This is a genomic window from Streptomyces sp. NPDC013187 (assembly GCF_042899705.1).
GTDB classification, from domain to species: Bacteria; Actinomycetota; Actinomycetes; order Streptomycetales; family Streptomycetaceae; genus Streptomyces; species Streptomyces hawaiiensis_A.
Genome location: NZ_JBIBAF010000012.1, coordinates 18,215 through 43,714 on the forward strand (window position 1 = coordinate 18,215; position 25,500 = coordinate 43,714).

The 25,500-nt window shown below is 70.5% G+C and carries 23 protein-coding genes; 15 read left to right on the forward strand and 8 right to left on the reverse strand.

Annotation, left to right across the window (positions count from 1 at the left end; genetic code table 11):
* Positions 1-42: 42 nt before the first annotated feature.
* The 4 genes from ACFY5B_RS25300 (at position 43) to ACFY5B_RS25315 (ending at position 4,287) form a co-directional block, all read left to right on the forward strand.
* The gene (locus tag ACFY5B_RS25300) at positions 43-1,335 is read left to right on the forward strand and encodes an extracellular solute-binding protein (protein WP_389973434.1); all 1,293 of its coding nucleotides are present in this window, start codon (positions 43-45) and stop codon (positions 1,333-1,335) included.
* 6 nt (positions 1,336-1,341) lie between these two features.
* Complete coding sequence (locus ACFY5B_RS25305; RefSeq protein WP_389972815.1) at positions 1,342-2,343, forward strand: carbohydrate ABC transporter permease; 1,002 nt, start codon at positions 1,342-1,344, stop codon at positions 2,341-2,343.
* A 74-nt stretch (positions 2,344-2,417) separates the two neighbouring features.
* On the forward strand, positions 2,418-3,182 hold the full coding sequence (locus ACFY5B_RS25310) for a carbohydrate ABC transporter permease (RefSeq protein WP_344458027.1): 765 nt from the start codon (positions 2,418-2,420) through the stop codon (positions 3,180-3,182).
* A 55-nt stretch (positions 3,183-3,237) separates the two neighbouring features.
* Positions 3,238-4,287 carry an endo-1,4-beta-xylanase gene (locus ACFY5B_RS25315; protein ID WP_389972817.1) on the forward strand — a complete coding sequence of 350 codons (1,050 nt, stop codon included), beginning with the start codon at positions 3,238-3,240 and terminating at the stop codon, positions 4,285-4,287.
* A 62-nt stretch (positions 4,288-4,349) separates the two neighbouring features.
* Here ACFY5B_RS25315 and ACFY5B_RS25320 read toward each other — a convergent pair whose 3' ends face one another.
* The 3 genes from ACFY5B_RS25320 to ACFY5B_RS25330 form a co-directional block, all read right to left on the reverse strand.
* Positions 4,350-5,375: a LacI family DNA-binding transcriptional regulator gene (locus tag ACFY5B_RS25320; protein ID WP_389972819.1), complete on the reverse strand. Its 1,026-nt coding sequence runs from the start codon at positions 5,373-5,375 to the stop codon at positions 4,350-4,352.
* A 208-nt stretch (positions 5,376-5,583) separates the two neighbouring features.
* Positions 5,584-5,787: a DUF5999 family protein gene (locus ACFY5B_RS25325; protein WP_033307435.1), complete on the reverse strand. Its 204-nt coding sequence runs from the start codon at positions 5,785-5,787 to the stop codon at positions 5,584-5,586.
* Between the two features lie 432 nt (positions 5,788-6,219).
* Positions 6,220-6,804 carry a hypothetical protein gene (locus ACFY5B_RS25330; protein WP_389972821.1) on the reverse strand — a complete coding sequence of 195 codons (585 nt, stop codon included), beginning with the start codon at positions 6,802-6,804 and terminating at the stop codon, positions 6,220-6,222.
* 545 nt (positions 6,805-7,349) lie between these two features.
* Between ACFY5B_RS25330 and ACFY5B_RS25335 the strand changes: the two genes are divergently transcribed.
* Together ACFY5B_RS25335 and ACFY5B_RS25340 are read left to right on the forward strand one after the other, a co-directional pair.
* The gene (locus tag ACFY5B_RS25335) at positions 7,350-8,867 is read left to right on the forward strand and encodes a glutamate-cysteine ligase family protein (RefSeq protein ID WP_389972823.1); all 1,518 of its coding nucleotides are present in this window, start codon (positions 7,350-7,352) and stop codon (positions 8,865-8,867) included.
* Between the two features lie 124 nt (positions 8,868-8,991).
* A complete protein-coding gene (locus tag ACFY5B_RS25340) occupies positions 8,992-9,792 on the forward strand; it encodes a CPBP family intramembrane glutamic endopeptidase (protein ID WP_389972825.1) in 801 nt (266 codons plus the stop codon).
* Positions 9,793-9,842: 50 nt separating this feature from the next.
* On the opposite strand, the gene ACFY5B_RS25345 is transcribed toward ACFY5B_RS25340, so the two are convergent.
* The gene (locus ACFY5B_RS25345; RefSeq protein ID WP_389972827.1) at positions 9,843-10,661 is read right to left on the reverse strand and encodes a PhzF family phenazine biosynthesis protein; all 819 of its coding nucleotides are present in this window, start codon (positions 10,659-10,661) and stop codon (positions 9,843-9,845) included.
* A gap of 164 nt (positions 10,662-10,825) precedes the next feature.
* On the opposite strand from ACFY5B_RS25345, the gene ACFY5B_RS25350 reads away from it, so the two are divergent.
* Positions 10,826-11,470 carry a PadR family transcriptional regulator gene (locus ACFY5B_RS25350; protein WP_389972829.1) on the forward strand — a complete coding sequence of 215 codons (645 nt, stop codon included), beginning with the start codon at positions 10,826-10,828 and terminating at the stop codon, positions 11,468-11,470.
* Positions 11,471-11,880: 410 nt separating this feature from the next.
* On the opposite strand, the gene ACFY5B_RS25355 is transcribed toward ACFY5B_RS25350, so the two are convergent.
* Positions 11,881-12,309 (reverse strand): SRPBCC family protein, encoded by a 429-nt coding sequence (locus ACFY5B_RS25355; RefSeq protein ID WP_389972832.1) that lies wholly within the window; start codon positions 12,307-12,309, stop codon positions 11,881-11,883.
* A gap of 223 nt (positions 12,310-12,532) precedes the next feature.
* Here ACFY5B_RS25355 and ACFY5B_RS25360 point away from each other — a divergent pair, with 223 nt between their 5' ends.
* The 3 genes from ACFY5B_RS25360 (at position 12,533) to ACFY5B_RS25370 (ending at position 15,351) form a co-directional block, all read left to right on the forward strand.
* Positions 12,533-13,084: a Clp protease N-terminal domain-containing protein gene (locus ACFY5B_RS25360; protein ID WP_389972835.1), complete on the forward strand. Its 552-nt coding sequence runs from the start codon at positions 12,533-12,535 to the stop codon at positions 13,082-13,084.
* Positions 13,085-13,169: 85 nt separating this feature from the next.
* The gene (locus ACFY5B_RS25365) at positions 13,170-14,174 is read left to right on the forward strand and encodes a DMT family transporter (protein WP_389973438.1); all 1,005 of its coding nucleotides are present in this window, start codon (positions 13,170-13,172) and stop codon (positions 14,172-14,174) included.
* Between the two features lie 226 nt (positions 14,175-14,400).
* Complete coding sequence (locus tag ACFY5B_RS25370) at positions 14,401-15,351, forward strand: DMT family transporter (RefSeq protein WP_389972838.1); 951 nt, start codon at positions 14,401-14,403, stop codon at positions 15,349-15,351.
* Between the two features lie 16 nt (positions 15,352-15,367).
* Here the strand turns inward: ACFY5B_RS25370 and ACFY5B_RS25375 are convergent, their stop codons facing one another.
* The gene (locus ACFY5B_RS25375; protein ID WP_389972841.1) at positions 15,368-16,063 is read right to left on the reverse strand and encodes a pyridoxamine 5'-phosphate oxidase family protein; all 696 of its coding nucleotides are present in this window, start codon (positions 16,061-16,063) and stop codon (positions 15,368-15,370) included.
* Positions 16,064-16,098: 35 nt separating this feature from the next.
* On the opposite strand from ACFY5B_RS25375, the gene ACFY5B_RS25380 reads away from it, so the two are divergent.
* Entirely contained in the window at positions 16,099-17,430 is a 1,332-nt protein-coding gene (locus ACFY5B_RS25380; RefSeq protein ID WP_389972844.1) for an aminotransferase class I/II-fold pyridoxal phosphate-dependent enzyme, read from the forward strand.
* Positions 17,431-17,511: 81 nt separating this feature from the next.
* Positions 17,512-18,093, forward strand: coding sequence for a hypothetical protein (locus ACFY5B_RS25385; RefSeq protein WP_389972847.1), 582 nt, complete (start codon positions 17,512-17,514; stop codon positions 18,091-18,093).
* A gap of 307 nt (positions 18,094-18,400) precedes the next feature.
* Here the strand turns inward: ACFY5B_RS25385 and ACFY5B_RS25390 are convergent, their stop codons facing one another.
* Both ACFY5B_RS25390 and ACFY5B_RS25395 read right to left on the reverse strand, forming a co-directional pair.
* Entirely contained in the window at positions 18,401-19,519 is a 1,119-nt protein-coding gene (locus tag ACFY5B_RS25390; protein WP_389972850.1) for a fatty acid desaturase family protein, read from the reverse strand.
* Positions 19,520-19,526: 7 nt separating this feature from the next.
* Complete coding sequence (locus ACFY5B_RS25395) at positions 19,527-20,582, reverse strand: ferredoxin reductase (RefSeq protein ID WP_389972853.1); 1,056 nt, start codon at positions 20,580-20,582, stop codon at positions 19,527-19,529.
* An 87-nt stretch (positions 20,583-20,669) separates the two neighbouring features.
* On the opposite strand from ACFY5B_RS25395, the gene ACFY5B_RS25400 reads away from it, so the two are divergent.
* The 3 genes from ACFY5B_RS25400 to ACFY5B_RS25410 all read left to right on the forward strand — a co-directional run bounded on the left by ACFY5B_RS25400 (position 20,670) and on the right by ACFY5B_RS25410 (position 24,925).
* Positions 20,670-21,809 (forward strand): PucR family transcriptional regulator, encoded by a 1,140-nt coding sequence (locus ACFY5B_RS25400; protein WP_389972856.1) that lies wholly within the window; start codon positions 20,670-20,672, stop codon positions 21,807-21,809.
* A 761-nt stretch (positions 21,810-22,570) separates the two neighbouring features.
* Positions 22,571-23,128, forward strand: a complete 558-nt coding sequence (locus tag ACFY5B_RS25405; RefSeq protein ID WP_389972859.1) for a PadR family transcriptional regulator — start codon at positions 22,571-22,573, stop codon at positions 23,126-23,128.
* A 72-nt stretch (positions 23,129-23,200) separates the two neighbouring features.
* Positions 23,201-24,925 carry an acyl-CoA dehydrogenase family protein gene (locus ACFY5B_RS25410; RefSeq protein ID WP_389972862.1) on the forward strand — a complete coding sequence of 575 codons (1,725 nt, stop codon included), beginning with the start codon at positions 23,201-23,203 and terminating at the stop codon, positions 24,923-24,925.
* The last annotated feature ends 575 nt before the right edge of the window (positions 24,926-25,500 follow it).

Sequence of the window (25,500 nt, forward strand, 5' to 3'; positions counted from 1 at the left end):
GATCCTGATCCGAAACTTTCGAGAACATCAGAGGAGCGCATGATGGGCGACCCGGCACTGTCCCGCCGCGGCTTCCTGGCGGCCTCCGCCGCGGCCGGTGTGGGAATGACGACACTGACCGCATGCGGCGGGGACTCGGACGGGGGGTCGTCCGGGACGACCACGATCGAATGGTGGAACATCTCCACCACCGAGCCGGCCAAGACCGTCTGGGCCGCTCTCGCGCGGAAGTTCGAGGCACAGAACCCCAAGGTCAAGATAAAGATCGTCCAGCTGGAGAACGACGCCTACAAGTCGAAGATGACGGCTCTGACCGCCTCCGGGAAGCTGCCCGACATCTTCCACACCTGGGGCGGCGGCGTGCTGAAGCAACAGGTCGACGCGGGGCTCGTCGAGAACCTCACGGACCGGACCAAGCCGTGGGGCGACGCCCTGCTGCCGGTCGCCCGGGAGCCGTACCTGTTCGACGACCAGGCCTACGGCATCCCGTTCGACATCGGCATGATCGGCTTCTGGTACAACAAGGCCCTCTTCGAGAAGGCAAGCATCGCCGAGCCGCCGACCACCTGGGACGGCTTCCTCGACGCCGTACGCAAGCTGAAGGCCGCCAAGGTCACGCCCCTGGCCCTGGCCGGCAAGGAGAAGTGGCCCGGCATGTACTACTGGGCCTACCTCGCCATGCGCACCGCCGGGGCCGAGGCGCTGCAGAAGGCCTACGACGACAAGGACTTCACCGGCACCCCCTTCGTCGAGGCCGGTGAGCACCTGAAGGAACTCGTCGCCCTGCAGCCGTTCCAGAAGGGCTTCCTCGGCGCCGCCTATTCGTCGCCCACCGGCCAGGCCGCCGCCGTCGGCAACGGCAAGGCGGCCATGGAGCTCATGGGGCAGTGGGCGCCCACGGTCCAGGCCGACGCGGGCAAGGGCCTCGGCAAGGACCTCGGCTTCTTCCCGTTCCCCGCGGTCGAGGGCGGCAAGGGCGCCATCACCGAGGTGTTCGGCGGAGGCGGCGGGCACGCGCTGCGCCGGGGAGCCCCGCAGGAGGCCGTCGACTTCCTCAAGTTCTTCGCGTCCGAGGCCACCGACCTGGAACTGGTCAAGAAGACCGGTGTGCTGCCCGTGGTCCCGGCGGCCGAGAGCGCCATCGCCGACCCCAACATCAAGGCCGTACAGGCCCAGTTGAAGGCCGCCACCGGCTTCCAGCTCTACCTCGACCAGGCGTACGCGCCCGCCGTCGGCCAGGAGGTCAACGACAGTGTGGCCGCGCTCATCGCCGGTTCCAAGTCGCCCGGACAGGTCGCCCAGTCGATCACGAAGACCGCGAAGGAAGAGCAGTAGCCGGCGATGACTTCCACGTTCCTGCCGGACAAACGGACCGGCCGCGGCGCCGGTCCCCCGCCCCCGGCCGCTGACCGGCGGCCCCCGGGGCGGGCCCGGCGACGCGCGCTGCACTGGCTCACCGCGGCCGGCTTCCAGCTCCCGGCCCTGGTGCTGTTCATGGGGCTCGTGCTGCTGCCCATGCTGTTCGCCCTGTACGCCGCGTTCTTCCGCTGGGGCGGCTTCGGGATGCCCTCCGACTATGTCGGCGGCGAGAACTTCACCCGGCTCTTCCAGGACGACGTCTTCCTCGGCGACCTGTGGCGCTGCCTGGTCCTGGTGGTGCTGTCGCTCGCGATCCAGCTGCCGTTCGCCCTCGCCATGGCCGTCCTGCTCAACCAGCGGATGCGCGGCAGGGCGGTCTACCGGATGCTGTTCTTCGCCCCCTACGTCCTGTCCGAGGCCATCACCGGCATCCTCTTCGGCATGATCTTCGCCCCGGACGACGGCTTCGCCGACCAGGTCCTCGGCAAGATCGGTCTCGACGGGCTGGGCGGCGAGTGGTTCGCGGATCCGTCCACCGTCATGGCGACCGTCTTCCTGGTCATGACCTGGAAGTACTTCGGCTTCCACATGATGCTGTACCTGGCCGGGCTCCAGGCCGTCCCGAGGGAACTGACCGAGGCGGCGCTCATCGACGGGGCGAGTGCCTGGCAGCGGTTCCGCAACGTCACCCTGCCGCTGCTCGCACCCACCCTGCGCATCAGCGTGTTCCTCGCGGTCATCGGGTCGATCCAGCTCTTCGACCTGGTGTGGGTGACCACCGCGGGCGGCCCCGACCACCACTCCGAGACCATGGCCGTGACCATGTTCCAGTACGGCTTCAAGCGCTACCAGGTCGGCTACGCCAGCGCGATCAGCGTGGTCATGTTCGGCATCAGTCTCGTCTTCGCCCTCGCCTACCAGCGGTTCGTCCTCCGGCGCGACCTGGAAGGGGCCACCACGACCATGCGGGGTGACGGAAAGTGACAGCCAGTCAGAAGACCCGTGCGCGCGGGAAGACCTGGAGCCTGCACCTCGTCCTGGTCGTCGTCGGGGCCGTCATGGCCGTCCCCCTGCTCTACGCCGCGCTCTCCGGCTTCAAGTCCACCGACGAGCTCTCCCGCAACCCCGTCGGCCTGCCCGAGTCGTGGGTCACCTCCAACTACACCCAGATCCTCGGCTCGGGGGACTTCTGGCGGCTGATCGGCAACAGCACGCTGATCGCGATCGGCACGACCGTCCTGGTCGTCGCGGTCTCCGCCCTGTCGGCCTTCTCCTTCGCGCGGTTCGCCTTCCGCGGCCGGGAGGCGCTGTTCACGCTGTTCACGATGGGGCTGATGTTCCCGTTCGCCGTGGCGGCCCTGCCGCTGTTCCTGCTGCTGCGCTCCCTGGACCTGCTGGACAACCCGCTCGGCGTCATCCTCCCGCAGGCCGCCTTCGGACTGCCGATGACGATCATCATCCTGCGGGGCTTCTTCCGGCAGATCCCCGGCGAGCTGGAGGAGGCGGCCACGCTCGACGGGTGCAGCCCGTTCGGCTTCTTCTGGCGGGTGCTGCTGCCCATGGCCCGGCCCGCGCTCGGCACGGTCTCCGTGCTGGCCGTCGTCACCAGCTGGAACAACTTCTTCCTCCCGCTGCTGGTGTTCACCGACGCGCAGTGGTGGACGCTGCCGATCGGCGTCCAGCAGTTCCAGGGGCAGTACTCCGCGGAGTACGCCAAGGTCTTCGCCTATCTGGTGCTGGCCATGGTGCCCGCCCTCGCCTTCTACTCCGTCGCCGAGCGTCAGCTCGTCGGCGGCCTCACCGCCGGCGCCACCAAGGGCTGACACGCGCCGCGAAACGTACGGCTCTACCCACCCACCCGTCGTGAGGAGTCGCACCATGCGCACCACCCGTCTCAGACTCGTCGGCGCCGTCGCCGCGCTCCTGGTCGCCGCCGGCATCGGGGCCGGCACGCCCGCCCAGGCCGGTCACCAGCAGCCCACCCTCGCCGACCTCGCGCAGCGGCACGGCCGCTACTTCGGCAGCGCCACCGACAACCCCGAGCTCGTGGACGGGCCGTACACGGCCCTGCTCGGCAGCGAGTTCGACCAGATCACGCCCGGCAACGGCATGAAGTGGTACGCGACCGAGCCACAGCAAGGGGTGTTCGACTTCTCCGCGGGCGACGAGATCGTGAACCTCGCCCGGGCCAACCGGCAGAAGGTGCGCGGCCACACCCTGGTCTGGCACAGCCAGCTGCCCGGATGGCTCACGGGCAGGGAGTGGACGGCCCCCGAGCTGCGGGCCGTACTGAAGAAGCACATCCAGACGGAGGTACGGCACTACCGGGGCAAGGTGTTCGCCTGGGACGTCGTCAACGAGGCGTTCAACGAGGACGGCACGTACCGGGAGTCGGTCTTCTACAAGACGCTCGGACCCGGCTACATCGCCGACGCGCTGCGCTGGGCGCACCAGGCCGATCCGCGCGTCAGGCTGTACCTCAACGACTACAACATCGAGGGTATCGGCCCGAAGAGCGACGCCTACTACCGGCTGGCCAAGGAGCTCAAGGCGGCGGGGGTCCCCCTGCACGGCATCGGCCTGCAGGCCCATCTGGCCCTGCAGTACGGCTATCCCAGCACCCTGGAGGACAACCTCCGCCGCTTCTCCCGGCTCGGCCTCGACACCGCGCTCACCGAGGTCGACATACGGATGCAGCTGCCCGCGACCGAGGAGAAGCTGGCCCAGCAGGCCGAGTGGTACGCCGACTTGACCGAGGCGTGCCTGGCGGTCCGTCGCTGCGTGGGCATCACCCTGTGGGACTACACCGACAAGTACTCGTGGATCCCCGCTTTCTTCCCGGGCGAGGGCGCCGCCCTGCCGTGGGACGAGGAACTGCGGCGCAAGCCCGCGTACTTCGCACTGCGTGAGGCGCTCGGGGGGAGGTAGCGGGGGCGGGCGGCGCCCCACCGGACAGGGGGTGGTGGGGCGCCGTTCCTCGTACCCGGGGGTCAGGCCAAACGCGCCGTGCTCGCCCGAACCACCAGTTCTGTGCCCAGCTCCACCCGAGGTGAGTCCGGCTGTTCGTCGCGGGTCAGCCGGAGCACCGTGCGCACGGCCAGCTTTCCCATGTCGGCCAGGGGCTGGCGGACCGTCGTCAGCGGCGGGGCCGACCAGCGGACTTCCGGAAGGTCGTCGAAGCCGACCACGCTCATGTCCTGCGGCACCCGGAGACCGCGCCGGCGCAGCGCCTCGATCGCGCCGAGTGCCATCTGGTCGCTGGCCGCGAACAGCGCGGTCGGCGGCTCGGGCAGGTCGAGCAGGGTGTCGCAGGCGGTGAAACCGGACTCGGGGCGGAAGTCGCCGGGGACGACGAGAGAGGGGTCCAGCGGGATGCCGGCGCCTTCCAGGGCCGCGCGGTAGCCGTCCAGGCGGGCCCGGGAGCACAGCAGGCGGGGCGGGCCGGCGATCAGGCCGATCCGGCGGTGGCCGAGGGACAGCAGGTGCTCGGTGGCCGCCAGGCCGCCCGCCCAGTTGGCGGCACCGATCGTCGGGGCGTCGAGGGCGGGGGAGCCCGCCGGGTCGACGACGACCAGGGGCACGCCGAGGATCCGCAGCTCCTCATGGAGTGTCGGATCCAGGGCGGACGTCACGAGGACGACCCCGTCGGAGGCGCGGGCCCTCAGGTTGCGCATCCACTCGCGGGCGTCGCCGGACCGCCCGTGGATGGCCGACACCACGGTGCCGACCCCGGCGGCGTGCGCGACCTCCTCGACCCCGCGGATGATCTCCACCGCCCAGGGGCTGTCGAGGTCGTTGAAGACCAGGTCGAGCAGGGCGGCGCGAGTACCGGGGGCCGCGGGACGCTTGCGATAACCGTGCCGGCGCAGCAGGTCCTCGACCCGGGCCCGGGTCTGCGGCGACACGTCGGACCGGCCGTTGACGACCCGGGACACGGTCGGTACGGAGACGCCGGCCTGCCGGGCGATCTCCGTGATCGTGACCCTGCCCCCGGTGTCGTCCCCACCTGATGCCACTGGCTCCACCTCCGTCGACGGTGACCGCGAAACTTCCAGGAGTCTTCCGGAAAGGACGCATCCGTGGGAAGGCGTACGGGCCGGGAACGCCACGTCGCGAGAAGTGACGGTCAGTGACGACCGTCGGACATGCGTCGGGGCCGGTGCGCAGGGCGTCCTGCGGCCGGCCCCTCGTGTCGTGCGGCGGGGCATCACCCCGCCGACGGCCTCAGGCGGCCGTCATCACCTGGCCGGCCAGCGGACGGTGCGGGGCGATGGCCCGGCCGTCCGGCAGGAGTTCGCCGGTGTCCTCGAAGAGCACCACGCCGTTGCACAGCAGGCTCCATCCCTGCTCCGGGTGGTGCGCCACGAGACGGGCGGATTCCCGGTCGGCGGATTCTGCTGAGGGGCACTGGGTCTGGTGCTGGCACATGGGTGGGATCTTTCGCTGTGTCGAGACGGACGGTGGTATTGACGTGTCCGAGTGGGCTGTCGTGTCTGTTCCGCGGCTAGAAGTGTCGTTCATGGCCGCCCCCCGTTGTGATAAGTCGTCGGAACCCAGTGTTGCCCCACGGGCGTCGATCCGCAGGGATTTCGCGGCACCGCTTCTCACAGGTTCAGGACGCGTCACCCGCGCGGACGGTTCATCCCAACTGGGCTGTCCTTTCGGGTGGTTCGCAGTGGCCGGATAGGGCTAGTCCGCTCGGGTCGACACCCATTCCGGCTCGTACGAGCTATTCATCGCTCGTACGAGCGACCGCGTGAGCGATAAAGCGATCGTGCGAGCGGTCGGTGGTCGACCGGCGGTAAAGAAACGACCCCGCCGCCGGAATTCGGCGACGGGGTGCGGGAGTCGTGCGGTGCTTCAGGCGGGTGATCCGAGAAGTCTGGTGGGAGTCACTCGATGGGTCAGCACCGGGAGGAGTTCGGAGACGCGGTGCGGGCGGTGGGCCGCGATGCCGGGCGGCGCCGGCGCGAGCGGGACGAGCAGGTCGGTGGCGGCGGGGTGGCCGGCGGCACCGTCCGCGGAGCAGTCCTGATGCAGCCAGAGCGTCAGCATGTACAGGCCGGGCACCGACAGCAGACGGGGCTGGTACGGCTGAGGCATCGTCTCGGCCTGACGCAGGGCGCGCTCGGTGGAGGTGATGTACGGGCCCTCGAAGAAGTGGGAGAAGGTCCAGCCGTCGGCGGTCAGCATGGTCTCCGCCGCTGCCACGGCGTGGTCGCCGCAGCGGATCAGGAAGCGCCACCCGGCCAGCCGGGTCGCGGAGACGCCCTCGGCCGTGACGTGGTCGAGGACGTGCACGGGCAGGGGCAGCTCGGGTGTGGCGGGTCCCTGAGTGCCGAGCAGGGAGGGGGTTCGGGCCTCGCGGACCGCGGTGGGAGAGGAGAGGGCGGTGAGGACGGAGCGGAGTGCGGGCGCGGGAGCCGGAGGGACATGCAGCGGCATGGTGGGTCGCCTCTCATTCAAAGGCACGGTGGCACGAGGGCGGGGGCGGACGGCGCTGTCTGCTCACGGGGGTCAGAGCGGCAGGGGCCGGGGTCGTGAACGAGAGGGGGGTGGGGTCCGCGTCGCCTCGACGGCAGGACCCATCGACCGTGGGCGCCAACCTTCTGCCTTGTTCGCGGAGTTTATACGACACGGGTTCAGACTGTGTTTCGTCTAGCCGTTTCCGGTGAGTAGAACAAGGGTACATTCGGTCGGCGATACGCGAGAATTATCCCGATTCCATGCGGGGGTGCACAACCGTGACCTCGGTGAATGTCCGCGAACCGGTCGGCCCATTCTCGTCGGCGTTTTTCACGAGTGCCCGGGGGCCCGAAACCTGTCCTGTGCGTCATGCCGAGTGAATGTGCCACCGGTCACACCCGACCAGAGTAGCGGTCGCCGGGTCCGCCCGGGACGTTATCGATCGCTTTCGCTGGGCATCCTCCACCTGACCGGGGCCCCGTCGGCCGGATCCCGGCCCGCATCATCCAAGGAGGGACGCTTCGATGGGGGAGAAGGTGGTGGCAGGGCGGTTCGACCTGTCCGATCGCCAGCGCTACCGCGACAAGCTGCGCCAGTGCCTGACGGGCTTGGAGCGACTCCTGGCGGAGAAGCGGTTCGATCGCCCCAGGAACCTCATGGGGCTGGAGATCGAATTGAATCTCGCGGGCGCCGACGGCATGCCGAAAATGTTGAACGGGCAAGTCTTGGAACGCATCGCCAGTCGCGATTTCCAAACAGAACTCGCCATGTTCAATCTGGAAGTGAACATTCCTCCACACCGCCTCGGAGGCAGGGTATTCGACCGCCTCGCGGAGGAACTCCGTACGTCGCTGGCATATGCCGACCGGAAAGCCGGCGAGGTCGACGCGGGTATCGTGATGATCGGTATTCTGCCGACTCTCGACCGTGACGACCTGGTGTCCTCGAACCTCTCCGACGTCGACCGGTACACCCTCCTCAACGACCAGATCGTGGCCGCCCGCGGTGAGGAGTTCACGCTCGACATCGAGGGCGTGGAGCACCTGAGCTGCACCTCGAAGTCCATCGCGCCGGAGGCCGCCTGCACCTCCGTGCAGCTGCATCTCCAGGTCACCCCGGCGCGCTTCGCCGACGTGTGGAACGCGGCCCAGGCGGTCGCCGCCGCGCAGATCGCCGTCGGCGCCAATTCGCCCTTCCTCTTCGGGCGCGAACTGTGGCGCGAGTCGCGGCCCCCGCTGTTCCAGCAGTCCACCGACACCCGCCCGCCCGAGCTCCAGGCCCAGGGCGTCCGGCCGCGCACCTGGTTCGGGGAGCGCTGGGTCACCTCGGCGTACGACCTCTTCGAGGAGAACCTGCGCTACTACCCGGCCCTGCTGCCGATCTGCGACGACGAGGACCCGCTGAAGGTCCTCGACCAGGGCGGTACGCCCTCGCTCGCCGAACTCGTCCTGCACAACGGCACGATCTACCGCTGGAACCGCCCGGTGTACGGCATCGCCGACGGCGTCCCGCATCTGCGCGTCGAGAACCGCGTGCTGCCGGCCGGGCCCACCGTCATCGACGTCGTCGCCAACGCGGCCTTCTTCTACGGCGTCGTCCGGGCGCTCGCGGAGGAGTCCCGGCCGGTGTGGTCCCGGCTGTCCTTCGAGGCGGCCGCCGCCAACTTCGACGCCGCGTGCAAGGACGGCATCGACGCCCGCTTCACCTGGCCCCGGCGCGGCCGGTACAGCGGCACCACCCAGGTCGACGCGGTGAGCCTGATCCGCGACGAGCTGCTGCCGCTCGCCAAGGCCGGGCTGGACGCCTGGGGTGTCGAGCCGGCCGACCGCGATCTGTACCTGGGCGTGATCGAGGAGCGTTGCCGGCGTCGTGTGAACGGGGCGAGCTGGCAGGCCGCCACCTTCCACAAGGCACTGGACGCGGGCCTGACCCGGGAGGACGCGCTGGCCGCCACGACCCGGCGTTACCGCGAGCTGATGCACAAGGGCGAGCCGGTGCACAGCTGGCCGGTGGGACTGCCGGAGCCGGTCTCACTGGCCTGACGCCGCGGGAGCCCGTCTCACTGGCCTGACGCCGCGAGCCCGTGGCGCCGGGCCGACGCCGCCGCAGGGGTGACATCCCGCTGCCGCCATACTGATCCGACAGGTCGGTGAAGTGGAGGCGGGTGTGCAGGCGGAGGCGAGCCCGGTGGGCGATTCCATTCCCCAGCAGGGGCTCTCACGGCGGATGCTCCGCAACGAGACGCTGCTGGTCCTCGCACTGTCGCTCGGCGCGAGCGCACTGTCGGCGCTGATCAGCTTCATCGGGTCGGTCACCAAGCCGGGCGGCCTCAAGGACCAGGCGGCCACCATGAACGCCTCGGCCGCGCCGGGCCGGCCCTGGCTCGACCTCGCCTGGCAGCTCTTCGGGATCACCACGGCGCTCGTCCCCGTCGCACTCGTCGCGCACTTCCTGCTCCGCGAGGGCGCGAGCCTGCGCACGATCGGCTTCGACCGCACCCGCCCCTGGCCCGACCTCGGCCGCGGAGCGGCGATCGCCGCGGTCATCGGCAGCACCGGCATCGCCTTCTACCTGGCGGCCCGCGGCCTCGGCTTCAACCTCACCGTGGTGCCCGAGGCACTGCCGGCGGTGTGGTGGAAGTACCCGGTGCTGATCCTCTCGGCGATCCAGAACGCCGTGCTGGAGGAAGTGATCGTCGTCGGCTACCTGCTGCGCCGCATGAGCCGGCTGGGCTGGACGCCGACCGCCGCGCTGGCCGGCAGCGCCGTTCTGCGCGGGTCGTACCACCTCTACCAAGGCATCGGCGGCTTCATCGGGAACATGGTGATGGGCGTCGTCTTCGTGTATCTCTACCGCCGCTGGGGACGCGTCGGCCCGCTCGTCGTGGCCCACTCGCTGCTCGACATCGGGGCGTTCGTCGGGTACGCGCTGCTGGCGGGCAAGGTGGGCTGGCTGCCGACGGCGTGAAGCGGTGAGCGAAGGGGCGTACGACACCGTCGTACGCCCCTTCGCTCGTCTCAGGCCAGCAGGTCGCCCTCGATGACGGTGACCGCCGTGCCCGTCAGCAGAGTGCGGTCGCCGCGCAGCTCGGTGAGGATGCGGCCGGAGCGGGGTGAGGCCTGGAGACCGGTGAGGCGGGGGCGGCCCAGGCGCTCGGACCAGAACGGGGCGAGTGCCGTGTGGGCGCTGCCGGTCACCGGGTCCTCGTCGATGCCCACGTTCGGGAAGAAGCAGCGCGAGACGAAGTCGTAGCCTCCCGCGGGGTCCTCGGCGCGGGCCGTGGCGATCACACCGCGCTCGGAGTGGGCGGCGAGGGCCGTCAGGTCCGGGGTGAGGGCGTGCACCGTCTTCTCGTCGGCGACCTCGACGAGCAGATCGCCGACGTTCGGGCCGGTGTCGAGGACCGTGAGCACCTCCGTGCCCAGCGCCTCGGCGAGACCTCCGGGCGGGTCGATCCGGGTGAGCGGGGCCGTCGGGAAGTCCAGGGTGACGGAGCCGTCCGCCGCGGGCGTGGCGGCGAGGACGCCGCTGCGGGTGGCGAACCGCACCGGCCCGGTGTGGGCGCCGGTCGTGTGCAGGACGTGGGCGGTGGCGAGGGTGGCGTGGCCGCACATCGCGACCTCGGTGGCCGGAGTGAACCAGCGCAGCGCCCAGTCCGCCTCGGAGCCCTCGGGAAGCGGGTGGGCGAAGGCCGTCTCGGCGTGGTTGACCTCCAGGGCCACGTTCTGCAGCCAGGTGTCGTCCGGGAAGGCGTCCGCGCCGGACAGGAGCAGGACCCCGGCCGGGTTGCCGGAGAAGGGGCGATCGGTGAAGGCGTCGACGATTCGGATCCGCATGCCCCGACGCTAGGACGCCCACCAAGCAGCAGGCCAAGGCCAATTCGCACCCACTGGCCCGGTTCCACCGGCGGGAAACTCCGAAGAGGCCTTGTCGGTCGACCGTTTCCGATATATCGTTGAAGCATCGCGACAGATCAACGATGGAATGGAGAGTGGTTGCGATGCGTACCCACGGATTCGAGCGTGGACATGGACACGGCGGCCCGCACCGCGGTCGGGGCGGTTTCGAAGGGCTGCGTGCGGCCTTCGGTCCCTTCGGGCCGGGCGGGCCGGGTGGCCCTGGCGGTCCCGGCTGGGGTGGGCCCGGTGGGCCGGGCTTCGGTCCGGGCCCATGGGGCGGCCGAGGGCGCGGGGGGCCCCGGGGAAGGGCGCGGCGCGGTGACGTACGTGCTTCCATCCTGGCCCTGCTGAAGGACCGGCCGATGCACGGTTACGAGATGATCCAGGAGATCGCCGAGCGCAGTGGCGGGGCGTGGAAGCCCAGCCCCGGCTCGGTGTACCCCACCCTCCAGTTGCTGGAGGACGAGGGGCTGATCGTCAGTGCGTCCGAGGGCGGCAAGAAGCTGTTCTCACTCACCGAGGCGGGCCGCGAGGCCGCCGGGGAGGGGCCCGAGGCTCCCTGGGAGGAAGCCTCCCGCGGGGTCGACTGGGAGGCTCTCGGCGAGATCCGCCAGGCCGGCTTCGGTCTGATGGAGGCCTTCGGTCAGGTCTGGAAGACCGGCAGCAAGGAACAGCGGGAGAAGGCCCTCGGTGTCATCAACGAGGCCCGTAAGAAGCTGTATCTCATCCTCGCCGACGAGGACTGAACCGCGTAGGACAGACGTCGGCTGAACCGCGTAGGGCAGACGTCGGCTGAACTGCGCAGGGCAGACGTCGGCTGAACCGGGTAGGGCAGACGGGGACTGAACCGCGTAGGACAGACGTCGGCTGAACTGCGCAGGGCAGACGTCGGCTGAACTGCGCAGGGCAGACGTCGGCTGAACTGCGCAGGGCAGACGTCGGCTGAACCGGGTAGGACAGACGGGGACTGAACCGCGTAGGACAGACGTCGGCTGAACTGCGCAGGGCAGACGTCGGCTGAACCGGGTAGGACAGACGAGGACTGAACCGCGTAGGACAGACGTCGGCTGAACCGGGTAGGACAGACGGGGACTGAACCGCGTAGGACAAGAGGCGCCCCCGGAGTGGTCCGGGGGTGCCTCGGCGTGCCGGGGTCTCAGGTCACCAGCCGGTCCAGCCTGCGCAGCGACTCGTGCAGGGCGGCCGTCGCCGAGTCCTTGAGCTTGCCCGCCATCAGGGACACCGTCGCACCCGTGAACTCGCCGTCGATGCGGACCGTCGTCGCATCGCCGTCGGGCGTCAGGGTGTAGCGCGTCGCGACGGTCACCGCCATCGGGCCCTTGCCGCGGATGGCGAGCACCCGCGCCGGTTCCAGTTCCTCAACGGTCCACGCCACCTCGGCCGGGAAGTTCATCAGCCGCATGTTCTCCTGGAACGTCGCGCCCACGTGCAGGGGTTCCGGGCCGCCCGCCGGGAAGCTCGTGTGGGTCGCGTTCCATTCGCCGTACGCGGACCAGTCGGTGAGCTTCGCCCACACCGTGCCGGCCGGCGCCCCGATGCGGGCTTCCGCGCTGACTTCGGCCATGCGACCACCTCTCCGTGTCGGGCCGGGTGCCGCGGAACGTAGCCGCGGCGGCCGCAATGTTCAATACTGACGGACTGTCAGACCGACCGCTGTCTCCACCCGAATCTGCCTGATCTCCTCCGCAAGGAGGAGATTCCGGCCGGCGGAGTCCACTTCTCGTGGGACGTGGAAATGCTTCGTACCGTGGATGACGCGGCCCTGCGTGACTGATGGGGTGGGCAAGGTGCAACCCCGTACCCCCCGGCAGTCGGCCCATGAACACGGCATCCAGCGCGTGGACAACGATGCCAGGCTCAGTGACGAGCTGGCGTCGGTGGTCGGTGGTGCCCGACGCCGGGCCGTCCGGGACGGCGACCGGCAGATCGACACCGCCCATCTGCTCCACTCGCTGCTGGAGTCCGATCCCGAGGCGCGTGCCGCCTTCGTCGAAGGGCCGCAGATCGCGCGCCTGCTCGGCTATCTCGTCCAGCGCAGCATCGGATACGGCTTGCGCTGGCAGAGCGGAGTCGAGGACTCCGGCGCGGTCCCCGTGGTGACGGAGACGGCGGGTTTCTCTCCGCTCGCCGCCGCGTGCATGGAGTACGCCCGCGAGCGTGCCGCCGAGCGTGGCGGACCGGCTCGTGGCACCGATCTGCTCGCGGCGATCGTCGTCGACCCGCAGGCGCGCGCCGTCGAGGTGCTCGGACGGGCCGGCATCGATCCGCGCGAGGTGCTCACGCGGCTCGACGGCCGGTCCGGCAGCGCCCGGGAATGCGGCGAAGCCGCCGCCCACTGAGCGGTACGGCGTCGGGCCGGTCGTCCGTCCAGGCCGTGAGACAGGTGTCATAGGGGATGACGCTCCTGTCATGGCCTGTCATCATGTGGCGGTGCGTACCACTGACAGCAGCGTGAGCGGGCGCGGCAGGGGCGTGGGGCTCGGACTCGCCCTCCTGTCCGCTGTGGCCTTCGGCGGATCCGGTGTCGCGGCGAAGCCGCTGATCGAGGCGGGTCTGGACCCGTTGCACGTGGTGTGGCTGCGGGTGGCCGGGGCGGCCCTGGTCATGCTGCCGCTGGCCGTGCGTCACCGCGCGCTGGTGCGCAGGCGCCCCGGACTGCTCGCCGGGTTCGGGCTGCTGGCCGTCGCCGGTGTCCAGGCCTGCTACTTCGCGGCGCTCTCCCGGATCCCCGTCGGGGTGGCGCTGCTCATCGAGTACCTGGCGCCCGCGCTGGTGCTGGGGTGGGTGCGGTTCGTGCAGAAGCGGCCCGTCACGCGCGCCGCGGCCGTCGGGGTCGTGCTCGCCGTCGGCGGACTCGCCTGTGTCGTGGAGGTGTGGTCCGGCCTCGGGTTCGACGCCCTGGGGCTGCTGCTCGCGCTCGGCGCGGCCTGCTGCCAGGTCGGCTACTTCGTCCTGTCCGACCAGGGCAGCGACGCCGGGGACGAGGCACCCGACCCGCTCGGCGTCATCGCCTACGGGCTGCTGGTCGGCGCGGCCGTGCTGACCGTCGTCGCCCGGCCCTGGACCATGAACTGGTCGGTGCTCGGGGGCACCGCCAGCATGGACGGCAGGCCTGTCGCCGCCGTCGTGCTGCTGGCGTGGATCGTCCTGGTCGCCACGGTGGTCGCCTACGTCACCGGTGTGGTCTCCGTGCGCCGGCTCTCTCCGCAGGTCGCCGGGGTCGTGGCCTGTCTCGAAGCGGTCATCGCCACCGTCCTGGCCTGGGTCCTGCTCGGCGAGCACCTCTCGGCGCCACAGATCGCCGGCGGCGCGATCGTGCTGGTGGGCGCGTTCATCGCGCAGTCCTCGACGCCCTCGAAGGGGTCCGGGCAGCCGGTGGCGAGCGGCGGCCCGGAAAGGGAATTGTCCCGGCGCGGGACCAGCGCCTAAGGTGCCGATCATGCCTTCCGCACGCGTTCTTCCGCCTCCGGCCGCCTGAGGCGGGCCCTCCGGAAACCGCGCCCGGCGATGCGCCGACGCGCGGAACGGTGCTGCCCGCAGACGAAGTCCGTGGACCCCTGATCCCGGCTGATCCGGGGCCCTTCCCGAACTTCCGCGCACCCTGCCGCCGCCCGACGCGGGCGCGGTATGCCGTGCGCGTCTGCGGAGAGAACACGTGTCGAACACTGTCTCCGGCCTGCCCATCGGGCGAGGCCTCCTCTATCTGATCGTCGCCGGTGTCGCCTGGGGCACCGCGGGCGCCGCCGCCTCCCTGGTCTACCGGGCCAGCGACATGGGGCCCGTCACCCTCTCCTTCTGGCGCTGCGCCGCCGGCCTCGTGCTGCTGCTCGCCGTGCGGCTGCTGCGCCCGAGCGCCCAGGGCCCCGTCCAACAGCCGCTCGGCGTCCGGGCGTTGCGGGCCGGGGTCACCGGGCTCGGGCTGGCCGTCTTCCAGACGGCGTACTTCGCGGCCGTCTCCGCCACCGGCCTGGCCGTGGCCACCGTCGTCACGCTGGGCGCGGGGCCCGTCCTCATCGCGCTCGGCGCCCGGCTGACCCTGGCCGAGCGACTGGGCCGGGGCGGCGCCGTAGCCGTCCTGGGCGCCCTCACCGGGCTCACGGTCCTCGTCCTCGGAGGCGGCGGCACGACCGTTCGCCCGGTGGGTGTGCTGCTCGCGTTGCTGTCCGCCGCCGGATACTGCGCGATGACGCTGCTCACCCGCCGATGGGGGCGCGACGGCGAAGGTGACGCCACCCGGACGACAACCGGGGCCTTCGCCGTCACGAGCCTGTGCCTGCTGCCGTTCGCCCTGGCGGAGGGACTGCTGCCGCACACCGAGGAGCCCGGCCGGCTCGTGCTCCTGCTGCTCTACGTCGCCGCCGTCCCCACGGCGCTCGCCTACGGCCTCTACTTCGCGGGCGCGGCCGTCGTCCGGTCCGCCACCGTCTCCGTGATCATGCTGCTCGAACCGGTGAGCGCGGCGGGGCTCGCCGTCGTCCTGCTCGGCGAGCACCTCACGGCGGCGACGCTGGCCGGGACCCTGCTGATGCTGGGCTCGGTGGCGGGCCTGGCGGTGGGGGAGGCCTGGGGCGCGCGGAAGAGGGAGGAGCCGGTGATGGCCATGTGAGGCGGGGAACCGCGGCCTACGCCTCCTGTCTGCGCAGGAGGTAGTCGGGCAGCTCGGTGCCGGGGGCCAGGGCGGAGTCGGAGAGCGGGGTGCCGTAGGTGCGCCGCACCGGGACGACGCCGGCCCAGTGGGGGAGGGCGAGGTCCTCCGGTTCGTCGTTCACGCCGCCGGTGCGCAGCTTCGCGGAGACCTCGTCCAGATCCAGGCGGATGACGGCCGTGGCGGCCAGCTCCTTCTTGTTGGCGGGGCGCGAGTCCGCGGAGCGGCCGGGCACGACGTGGTCGACCAGCGCGTCCAGGGCCTGCCGCTTCTCCTCGGGGTCCGTCACGTCGTGGGCGACGCCGTGCACCACCACGGAGCGGTAGTTGATCGAGTGGTGGAAAGCCGAGCGGGCCAGGACCAGACCGTCGACGTGGGTGACCGTCAGGCAGACCGGCAGGCCGGGATCGGCCTGACCGGCCGCCCGCAGCGGACGCGAGCCCGTCGAGCCGTGCACGTACAGCCGCTCTCCGACCCGGGCGTAGAGCGTGGGCAGCACGACGGGCGCCCCGTCGCGGACGAACCCGAGGTGGCAGACGTAGGCCTCGTCGAGTATCGAGTGCACCAGGTCCTTGTCGTACGCGGCCCGGTCCGGGGAGCGGGTGGGGACGGTGCGGTCGGTCGGCGTGTAGGCGGTGTCGGGCTGCGACGGCGTCTGCGCGGTCCCCTGCATGGCGCTCTCCATTGCACTAGTGCATAATTGGCTTTGTGCTAGGAGAGTATCGGATCAGTGGGCGTCGCGCAGCGGACATTTCCGCGAGCATCGAGCGCGCGGTGGGAGCCGGTGAGCTGCAGCCGGGCCAAATGCTCCCTCCCATGCGGGAGTTGGCGGAGCGGTTGGGGGTGAATCCCAACACGGTCGCGGCCGCGTACCGGACCCTGCGTGAGCGTGGGGTCATCGAGACGGCGGGGCGGCGCGGCAGCCGGGTGCGGCCCGCACCGGCGACGACCGGGCGGGAGCACTTCCGGGTGGACGTCCCCGAGGGGGTGCGGGACCTCGCGCAGGGCAATCCCGACCCCGCGCTGCTGCCGACGCTCGCGGGCGCGTTCGCGGCGGCCGCCGCCGAGGGCGACCGGGCGCCCGTCCTCTACGGCGACACCCCCGTCGAACCGGAGCTGGCCCGGATCGCACGTGCCGGACTCGACGCCGACGGGGTGCCGGACGGGCCGCTCGCCGTGGTCTCAGGGGCCCTGGACGGCGTCGAACGGGTGCTGGCGGCCCACCTCAAGCCCGGTGACACCGTCGCCGTCGAGGACCCGGGCTGGGGTCGCACCCTCGACCTGGTGCCCGCGCTCGGGCTGCGGACCGTCCCCGTCGGCGTCGACGACGAGGGGCCGTGCACCCAGGACGTGCGCCGGGCGCTGGAGGCCGGGGCGCGGGCCCTGATCGTCACGGACCGGGCGCAGAACCCGACCGGCGCGGCGGTGAGCAGCGCACGCGCGCGTGCGCTGCGGGGCGTGCTCCGGGAGTATCCGGAGACCCTGCTGATCGAGGACGACCACGGCCACGGCATCGTCGACGTGCCCCTCCATCCCCTGGCCGGAGTCACCCGGCACTGGGCGTTCGTGCGCTCGGCCGCCAAGGCGTACGGCCCGGACCTGCGTCTCGCCCTGCTCACCGGGGACACCGTCACCGTCGACCGGGTCCGCGGGCGGCACCGTCTCGGTCCGGGCTGGGTGAGCCGGCTGATGCAGCGGGCCCTGGTCAGGCTGTGGACCGACGGGGCGGTGGACACCGCCGCAGTGGCGGCGTCGTACGGGCGGCGACGGGGCGCGTTGATCAAGGCACTCGAACGGCGCGGTGTCGCGGCCTGCGGGCACAGCGGCATGAACGTCTGGGTGCCGGTGCCGGACGAGACCGGCGCCGTCGCCCGGCTGCTGCACGCCGGATGGGCCGTGGCCCCCGGTGCCCGCTTCCGGCTGAGCGCGCCGCCCGGAGTCCGGGTCACCGTCTCGACGCTCGTCGACGGCGAGATCGAGAGGCTGGCCGACGCGATCGCCTCGGCCCTCGGCCCGGCCCCGGCGCGCAGCTACGACTGAGCCGCGGGGCCTGTGCGACCGAACCCGCGCGTGACAACGACCGGGCCGCGGGCCCCGCGCGACTAGACGAGGTATCCAGCTGTGGCTGAGAAGAAGAACAGGCGTCCGGCCAATGAGCATCAGCTTCCACCGCACGTGAAAACGGCACGCCAGGCGGCCGGCAGGGCAGCGGGGTGGAAGCCAGATCCGAAGCCCCCACAACGCCGCGTGATCCTGACTATGTTCGGCATGTCTCTCCTGTGCCTCGGGATGACCGCCCTCTTCTGGTTCCCGTCACACTCCTTGGCAGAGGACCTGCGCTCCAGGGGTGTCACTTCCGCTGCCACCGTCGTCGGTGTCGACTCCAAGCCCCAGTACGTCAAGGTGCGCCTCGCAAGCGGTCCTCTGGCTGGAGACGAGGTCAAGATCTCGGACTACGCCGGGATGTATCCCGACGTCCACCGTGATGAGGCCATGCTCGTCACGTACGACCCTCAACAGCCTTCGCGGGTCCTCTCCCGCGGTTGGGTGGAGGACCCGCCGGCGAATCTGCCGGCGTACGGAACAGCGGCCCTCACCTTGCTGTGCCTGAGCCTCACGACCGCGGCAGTGATTAGGCGTCTCCGAAATCCTGCGCAGGTCCGGTATCGGTTGGGCGGGCACCTTCCAGCGCTACGCGCATGAATGAAGGCACGGGGCTTTTGAGTTCTAGCCGGGGCCAGCCTGACGGGTCCTGCTCGCTCGATGGTGGGGAGAGCACGTGCCCACTCCGGCTGGCTCGCCGTTCGCACGGCGCCGCAGCACTGGCTCGACATGGCATCCCGCAAGGGCAAGCACGGCGGCCGCCCGCCGGTCATCACCGAGGAGACGCTGGACACCGGGCAAGCGCAAGGGGCAGGACCCCTCGGTGGCCAGCGTCTACCCCGCTGATTCCCGTTCGGATACCGCCCTAGGGCTGGTGCGGCCGAAGGATCTGAACCGATACCGGGAATCAGGCCGAGACGAGCTCCTGCTCGCGGGCCGGCGTTTTGATCTTGGGCTTCTTGTTCGGCAGCGAGAGCCGGAAGACCTTGCGCCATGCGGAGAACACCTGCTTGGGCAGCGGCCCGGTGACGTACTCCAGCTCGTACTTTTCGAACAAGGCGCGCACCTTCACCGCGACCTCGGCGTACCGGTTGCTCGGCAGGTCAGGGAACAGGTGATGCTCGATCTGATGCGACAGGTTGCCGGTCATGAAGTGCATGGCCTTGCTGCCGCTGATGTTCGCCGAGCCCATCATCTGACGCAGGTACCACTGGCCGCGCGTCTCCCCCTTGATCGACCGGCGCTCAAAAACCTGCACGCCCTCGGGGAAGTGCCCGCACATGATCACCGAGTGGGACCAGATGTTGCGGACCAGGTTCGCGGTGAACGTGGCGGCGAGCGTCGGGAGGAACGACGGGCCCGACAGCAGCGGGTGGATCACGTAGTCCTTGAGCACCTGCTTGCGGATCTTGCGCCCCACGGCCTTGGCCCGCGCGCGGAACTCCGGGTTCTTGCGGCGGCGCTTGTGCAGGTTCTTGCCGAGCTCCAGGTCGTACGCTGCGATGCCGTACTCGAAGAAGCAGGCGTTGATGAAGTTCCACAGCGGCTGGCCGAGGTGGAACGGGTGCCACTTCTGGTCCTCGTCGACGCGCATGATGCCGTAGCCGAGGTCGTTGTCCTTGCCGATCACGTTGGTGTACGTGTGGTGCAGCTCGTTGTGCGAGTGCTTCCACTGATCGGCCGGCGAGACGTGATCCCACTCCCAGGTGGTGGAGTGGATCTTCGGGTCCCGCATCCAGTCCCACTGGCCGTGCAGGATGTTGTGGCCGATCTCCATGTTGTCCATGATCTTCGCCACGGACAGACCGGCGGTGCCGATCAGCCACGCGGGCGGGAAGATCGAGAACAGCAGCACGCCCCTGCTGACCAGCTCGAGCGTGCGCTGCGCCGAGATGACCTTGCGGATGTAGGCGGCGTCCTTCTCGCCGCGGCCGGCGATCACCTCGTCGCGGATCGCGTCCAGCTCGCGGCCGAGCTCCTCGATCTGCTCCGCGGTCAGGTGTGCGGTGGGGTCGATGGCGGTCAAGGTGCTCCTACCGTTCGATGCTGCAAGGGCCCGCCGCGGCGGACACACAGGTCTGGATGAGGACGCCCGGCTCGGCCTCGGTGATCTCGCCGGAACGCAGGTCGCGGACGGCGCCCGCCTTGAGCGGCGTGACGCAGCCGAAGCAGATGCCCATGCGGCACCCGGAGGGCATGAGCACGCCGGCCTCCTCGCCGACGTCCAGCAACGGCGTGGCGCCGTCCGCGTTGACGGTCTTGCCGGCAGCGCTGAAAGTGACCTCGCCGCCGTCACCGGCGACGACGACGCTGGGGCGGAAGCGTTCGGTGTGCAGGCGCTCCGGGACGCCGTGCTCGCTCCAGTGCTCTTCGGCGGCGTCGAGCAGGCCCGCGGGCCCGCAAGCCCAGGTCTCGCGCTCGGCCCAGTCGGGCACGAGTTCGTCGAGACGGGCGATGTCGAGCATGCCGTCTATGTCGGTGTGCACCTCGGTGAGCTGCAGCTTCTTGTCCGCAACCAAGTCGTGCAGTTCGCTGCGGAAGATCACGTCTTGCGGCTGTGGCGCGCAGTGGACCATGACGACGTCGTTGAGCTCGGTGTCGCGCAGCATGCCCATCACCGGCGTGATGCCGCTGCCGGCCGTCAGGTAGAGCACCTTGGCGGGCTCGGCCTGCGGCAGCACGAAGTCACCGGTCGCCTGATCGAGCTGGATCAGCGTGCCCGGTTTCGCCCGGCGGACCAGGTGGTTGCTGACCTTGCCGTCCGGGATCGCCTTCACGGTGATCGTGACGCGGCCGTCCCGGCGGTTTGCCGGTGAGGTGACCGAGTAAGCGCGCCACAGGCGCACCCCGTCGACGTCGACACCGATCCGCACGTACTGACCGGCCGTGTGGCCCCGCCAGCCCCGTCCCGGCCTGATCACAAGGGTCGCGGCGTCACCCGTCTCGGGGTGCACCGCCTCGATGCGCCCACGCAGGTCAGCGCCCGCGCGCAGCGGGCTGACCAGGTCGAGGTAGTCCGACGGCAGCAGCGGCGTCGTGACCATCTCCAGCAGTTTCCACGCCCTGCTGCGGAGGGCTGTACTCATCATGACTCCAGCTTGCTGCGCCTCAGGGCGTAAAGTCCTGACCGCAGGACGTGAATCTGGTCGACTGACTTGTTCGCAGGGAATAGAAACGTGAACCATGCAATCCGGAGGGCCAGCGAACTGACCCTGGATGAGACGACGGTCACCGCACTTCGGGCCACGCTGAAGACCACCGCCGACGAGGTCGTCCAGGCGATCATCGACGAGGTCCCTCCCTACGCCAACGCCCTGTCGGGCCACATGGGCGCCACCATCCGCCGAGCCGTCCGCACCGCCCTGGGGCACTACCTGGACCTCGCGAGCGGGAACGCCACAGGCGGTGACGCCGGTGACGCCGCCTACGAGCTGGGCCGCGGCGAGGTCCGGGACGGCCGTTCGATGGATGCCCTCCTCAGCGCCTACCGCGTCGGCGCCCGCGTGGCCTGGCGATGCCTGGCAGCGGGTGCCGTGCCCGCAGGTCTGCCCGCCGCAGAGGTCGCCAAGTTCGCCGAACTTACCTTCGCCTACATCGACGAGCTCTCCGCCGCGAGCGCCGCGGGTCACGCCGACGAACTGGCCGCCCAGGGCCGGGCCCAGGAGCGCCACCTGGAACACCTGGCCCGCGACCTCCTCGCCGGCGCGAGCCCGGACGTGCTGCTGGCCTCTGCTCAACGGGCCGGATGGCAGCCTCCGGTTTCGTTGACCGTGGTCCTGCTGCCCGCCGCCCAGGCCCGACCTGTCTACCGCGCGCTCGACCCGAGCACCCTCGTCCTCGACGATCTGCCGGACGCCACCGGTGTGCTGCTCGTTCCCGATGCGGACCGATCACATCTCTTGCGGCAGCTGACCGACCGCACCGCCGTGGTCGGCCCGGCCCGGCCATGGACTCGTGCGTCCACGTCATACGCCCGAGCCGTACGCGCGCGCTCCCTCTCCTCTGATATTCGCGACACCGAGGACCACCTGCCCGAGCTGGTGCTGAGCGCCGACGCGGACGCGTTCGCAGACCTGCGTGCCCGAGCCCTCACACCGTTGCGGACCTTGCCTGTCGCAACGGCCCGGCGGCTGGAGGAGACGTTGCGGGCCTGGCTGCTGCACCAGGGCAGGCGGGAAGAGGTGGCGGCGGCGTTGTTCATCCACCCCCAGACCGTCCGGTACCGGATGTCCCAACTGCGGGAGCTTTTTCCGGATCTCGCATCGCCGCACCGAGTCCTCGAACTGACGCTGGCGGTCGGCCTTCGGGTCAGCTGACGCGTTCTTTCGATCCGCGGGTTGACGTGGTGGAGGAGCCCCGGGCCCGAGGGGAGAAGGCGACCGTGCCGACGGCCGCCTGGTGACCGCGCGGCACGCGCGGTGCGGTGTCCGGTCGGGCCGCAGGTCCCACAACCGCCCCCGTTGGTTGTTGCCCCGCTCGCGAGAGTCGCGCCTCGGGCGACAGGGTGATGGCGCGACCCTCGTGGGTGCGGGTCCCCAGCACGGCCGGATCGGGGAACGGCCCGTCGGGTGCTGCGAGATCCGCGCGACGCGGAGCCGGCCGTCGTCAGCGTCGGGGCGAGCGATGTCCCGGCCGCGCCGAGGTTGAGGGCGCAGACCCGGAGCCGTACACGCCCGGGCGGAAACGTGTGCAGTGGGCCGTGCCGCGCCACACCTGCACGCCGCCGTCCTTCGTGCTCACGGCGGCGGTCCGGCCGTCGCCGCTGAGAGCGAGGCCGCAACTCCCTGCGGGAACGGGCACCTCGGTCGCTTGCGAGGTGGCCGTGTCCCGGGCCACGGGGCGGCCGTGGCGCGCGATCGGCGACGGCTTCGATCAGCGCGGCCTCGTCCACGGCCTGGTCGAAGGTCAGCCGCTGTGCGGCGAGTTCGGCCGGCTTGAGTGCCGCCCAGCACGCCCCGCCCGGCTTCCCCGCCCCGGGCACGCTGCCGTCGGCAATGATCTGCGCGACCTGCCCCGGGTGAGCCGTGTCTCACGACGGAAGCTTGCTATGCAACGAGGTGCATAGGAGGATCGCTCCATGGCGCTCGAGCACGCGATCCTCGTTTCCCTGCTCGAAAAGCCGGGCTCCGGCTACGAGCTGGCCCGGCGGTTCGAGCGATCCATCGGATACTTCTGGACCGCCACCCACCAGCAGATCTACCGCGTGCTCAAGCGGATGGAGAGCGACGGCTGGGTCGACGCCCGGGACGTCCCGCAGTACGGGCGTCCGGACAAGAAGGAGTACTCCGTCGCCCAGCCTGGACGGGAAGCGCTTTCCGCATGGTTGAGCGAACCGACCGAGCCGGAGAGCGTACGGCACGACCTGGCAGTCAAGATCCGGGGTGCCGCCTTCGACGATCCGGCAGCTCTGATCAGTGAGGTCGAGCGGCACCGGCAGGCCCACACCAGCCGTCTCGCTCACTACCTCGCGGGCGAGGCCCGTGACTTCGGGGAGCCACCGGCGGACGGTCCGCTCGACGCCGAACAGGAACTCCAGCACGTCGTGCTGCGCGGCGGCATCGCGTACGAACGCATGATGATCGCCTGGCTCGACGACGTCCTCGCCACACTCGCCCGCTTCGACGCCGAACACTGACCTGCCGAGCGGGCCCTCACCGGGACCGTGCCCGGACCCACCCTCATCCATCCCAGCCGAAAGGCGGCACCCGTGACCGACGCGCTGCTCTTCAACCCGCGCACATACGACCCCGCGCACTTCGACCCGGAGACCCGCAGGCTGCTGCGCGCCACCGTCGACTGGTTCGAAGAGCGCGGCAAGCGCCGGCTGATCGAGGACTACCGGACCCGCGCCTGGCTCGGCGACTTCCTCGCCTTCGCCGCCAAGGAAGGGCTCTTCGCGACCTTCCTCACCCCCGCCTCCGCCTCCGCAGAGGGCGAGGGCGACAAGCGCTGGGACACCGCCCGCATTGCCGCCCTCAACGAGATACTCGGCTTCTACGGCCTCGACTACTGGTACGCCTGGCAGGTCACCATCCTCGGACTCGGCCCGGTCTGGCAGAGCGACAACCCCGCCGCCCGTGCCCGCGCCGCCGAACTGCTCTCCCAGGGCGAGGTGTTCGCCTTCGGCCTGTCCGAGAAGGCCCACGGCGCCGACATCTACTCCACCGACATGCTCCTGGAGCCCGACGGAACGGGCGGCTTCCGGGCGACCGGCTCCAAGTACTACATCGGCAACGGCAACGCCGCCGGGCTCGTGTCCGTCTTCGGCCGCCGCACCGACGTCGAGGGCCCCAACGGCTACGTCTTCTTCGCCGCCGACAGCCGCCACCCGGCATACCACCTGGTCAAGAACGTCGTCGATTCCTCGAAGTACGTCAGCGAGTTCCACCTTGAGGACTACCCCGTAGCTCCGGAAGACATCCTGCACACCGGCCGAGCAGCCTTCGACGCCGCCCTGAACACCGTCAATGTGGGCAAGTTCAACCTGTGCACCGCCTCGATCGGCATCTGCGAGCACGCGATGTACGAGGCCGTCACCCACGCGCAGAACCGCATCCTCTACGGCCGCCCCGTCACCGCCTTCCCGCACGTGCGGCGCGAGCTGGCCGACGCGTACGTCCGGCTCGTCGGCATGAAGCTGTTCAGCGACCGCGCCGTCGACTACTTCCGCACCGCGGGCCCCGACGACCGCCGCTACCTCCTCTTCAACCCGATGACGAAGATGAAGGTGACCACCGAGGGCGAGAAGGTCATCGACCTGATGTGGGACGTCATCGCCGCCAAGGGCTTCGAGAAGGACAACTACTTCGCCCAGGCCGCCGTCGAGATCCGCGGCCTGCCGAAGCTCGAGGGCACCGTCCACGTCAACCTGGCGCTGATCCTCAAGTTCATGCGGAACCACCTCCTCGACCCGGTCGCCTACGAGCCCGTCCCGACCCGCCTCGACGCGGCCGACGACGACTTCCTCTTCCGCCAGGGCCCGGCCCGCGGCCTCGGCTCGGTGCGATTCCACGACTGGCGGCCGGCCTTCGACACCTACGCCCACCTGCCCAACGTCGTCCGGTTCCGTGAACAGGCCGACGCGCTGTGCGAGTTCGTACGCACGGCCGCTCCCGACGAGGAGCAGAGCAGGGACCTCGACCTCCTCCTCGCCGTCGGGCAGCTCTTCGCGCTCGTCGTCCACGGGCAGCTGGTCCTGGAGCAGGCGGCCCTGGCCCGCGTGGAGGAGGACGTCCTCGACGAACTGTTCGCCGTCCTCGTGCGTGACTTCTCCGCGCACGCCGTCGAGCTGCACGGCAAGGACTCCGCAACCGAGGAGCAGCAGCTCTGGGCACTCGGCGCCGTCCGGCGCCCGGCGGTGGACGAGGCGCGTTCAGAGCGCGTCTGGCAGCGCGTCGAGGCGCTGTCGGGGGCGTACGAGATGATGCCCTGAGTCCTCGACACGGCCTCGGACGAACCGCCGCGGGGTACCGGCGGCCGCCCGTACCCCGCGAGGCATTCGCCGGTGAGTGCGGAGCGGTTCGCCGAAGGCCGATGGGGTCCGGGGAAGAACGGACCGGAGTCAGGGCATGTCGCATGCGGACGCTACTCGAGCCCGATGCTCGCCCCCCTTGCCGATCCCGACCTCATTCGGGGCGGGCCGTCGAGGGGAATGGGGATGGCTGGAGGGCGCTGCTCTGCCTGGATGAGGGGCGCCTGGAGCTGCGTGCGCGCCAGGGCACAGCCCGGGCGCCCTTGTTTCCCGAGGTGCGGTCCGGCATCGCGCAGCTGCCGGACGCGACCGCCCTCGACGGAGAACTGGGTCGAAAGACGGCAGACACCTGGCTTTTGAGCGGCTCCAGAGGCGGTTGCAGCGGCGCGGTGCCGGCGTTGCCCGCCAACCGGCGGGACCAGCAACGTAGCCGGACCCGGTTGGGTCCTTGATGCCACTGGGCTCCTGTGCGTGCGGATCGCAACGCATCAGATCCGGGCGGAGGTCAGCAAGGGCGAAAGCCCGCGTGAGCCCTT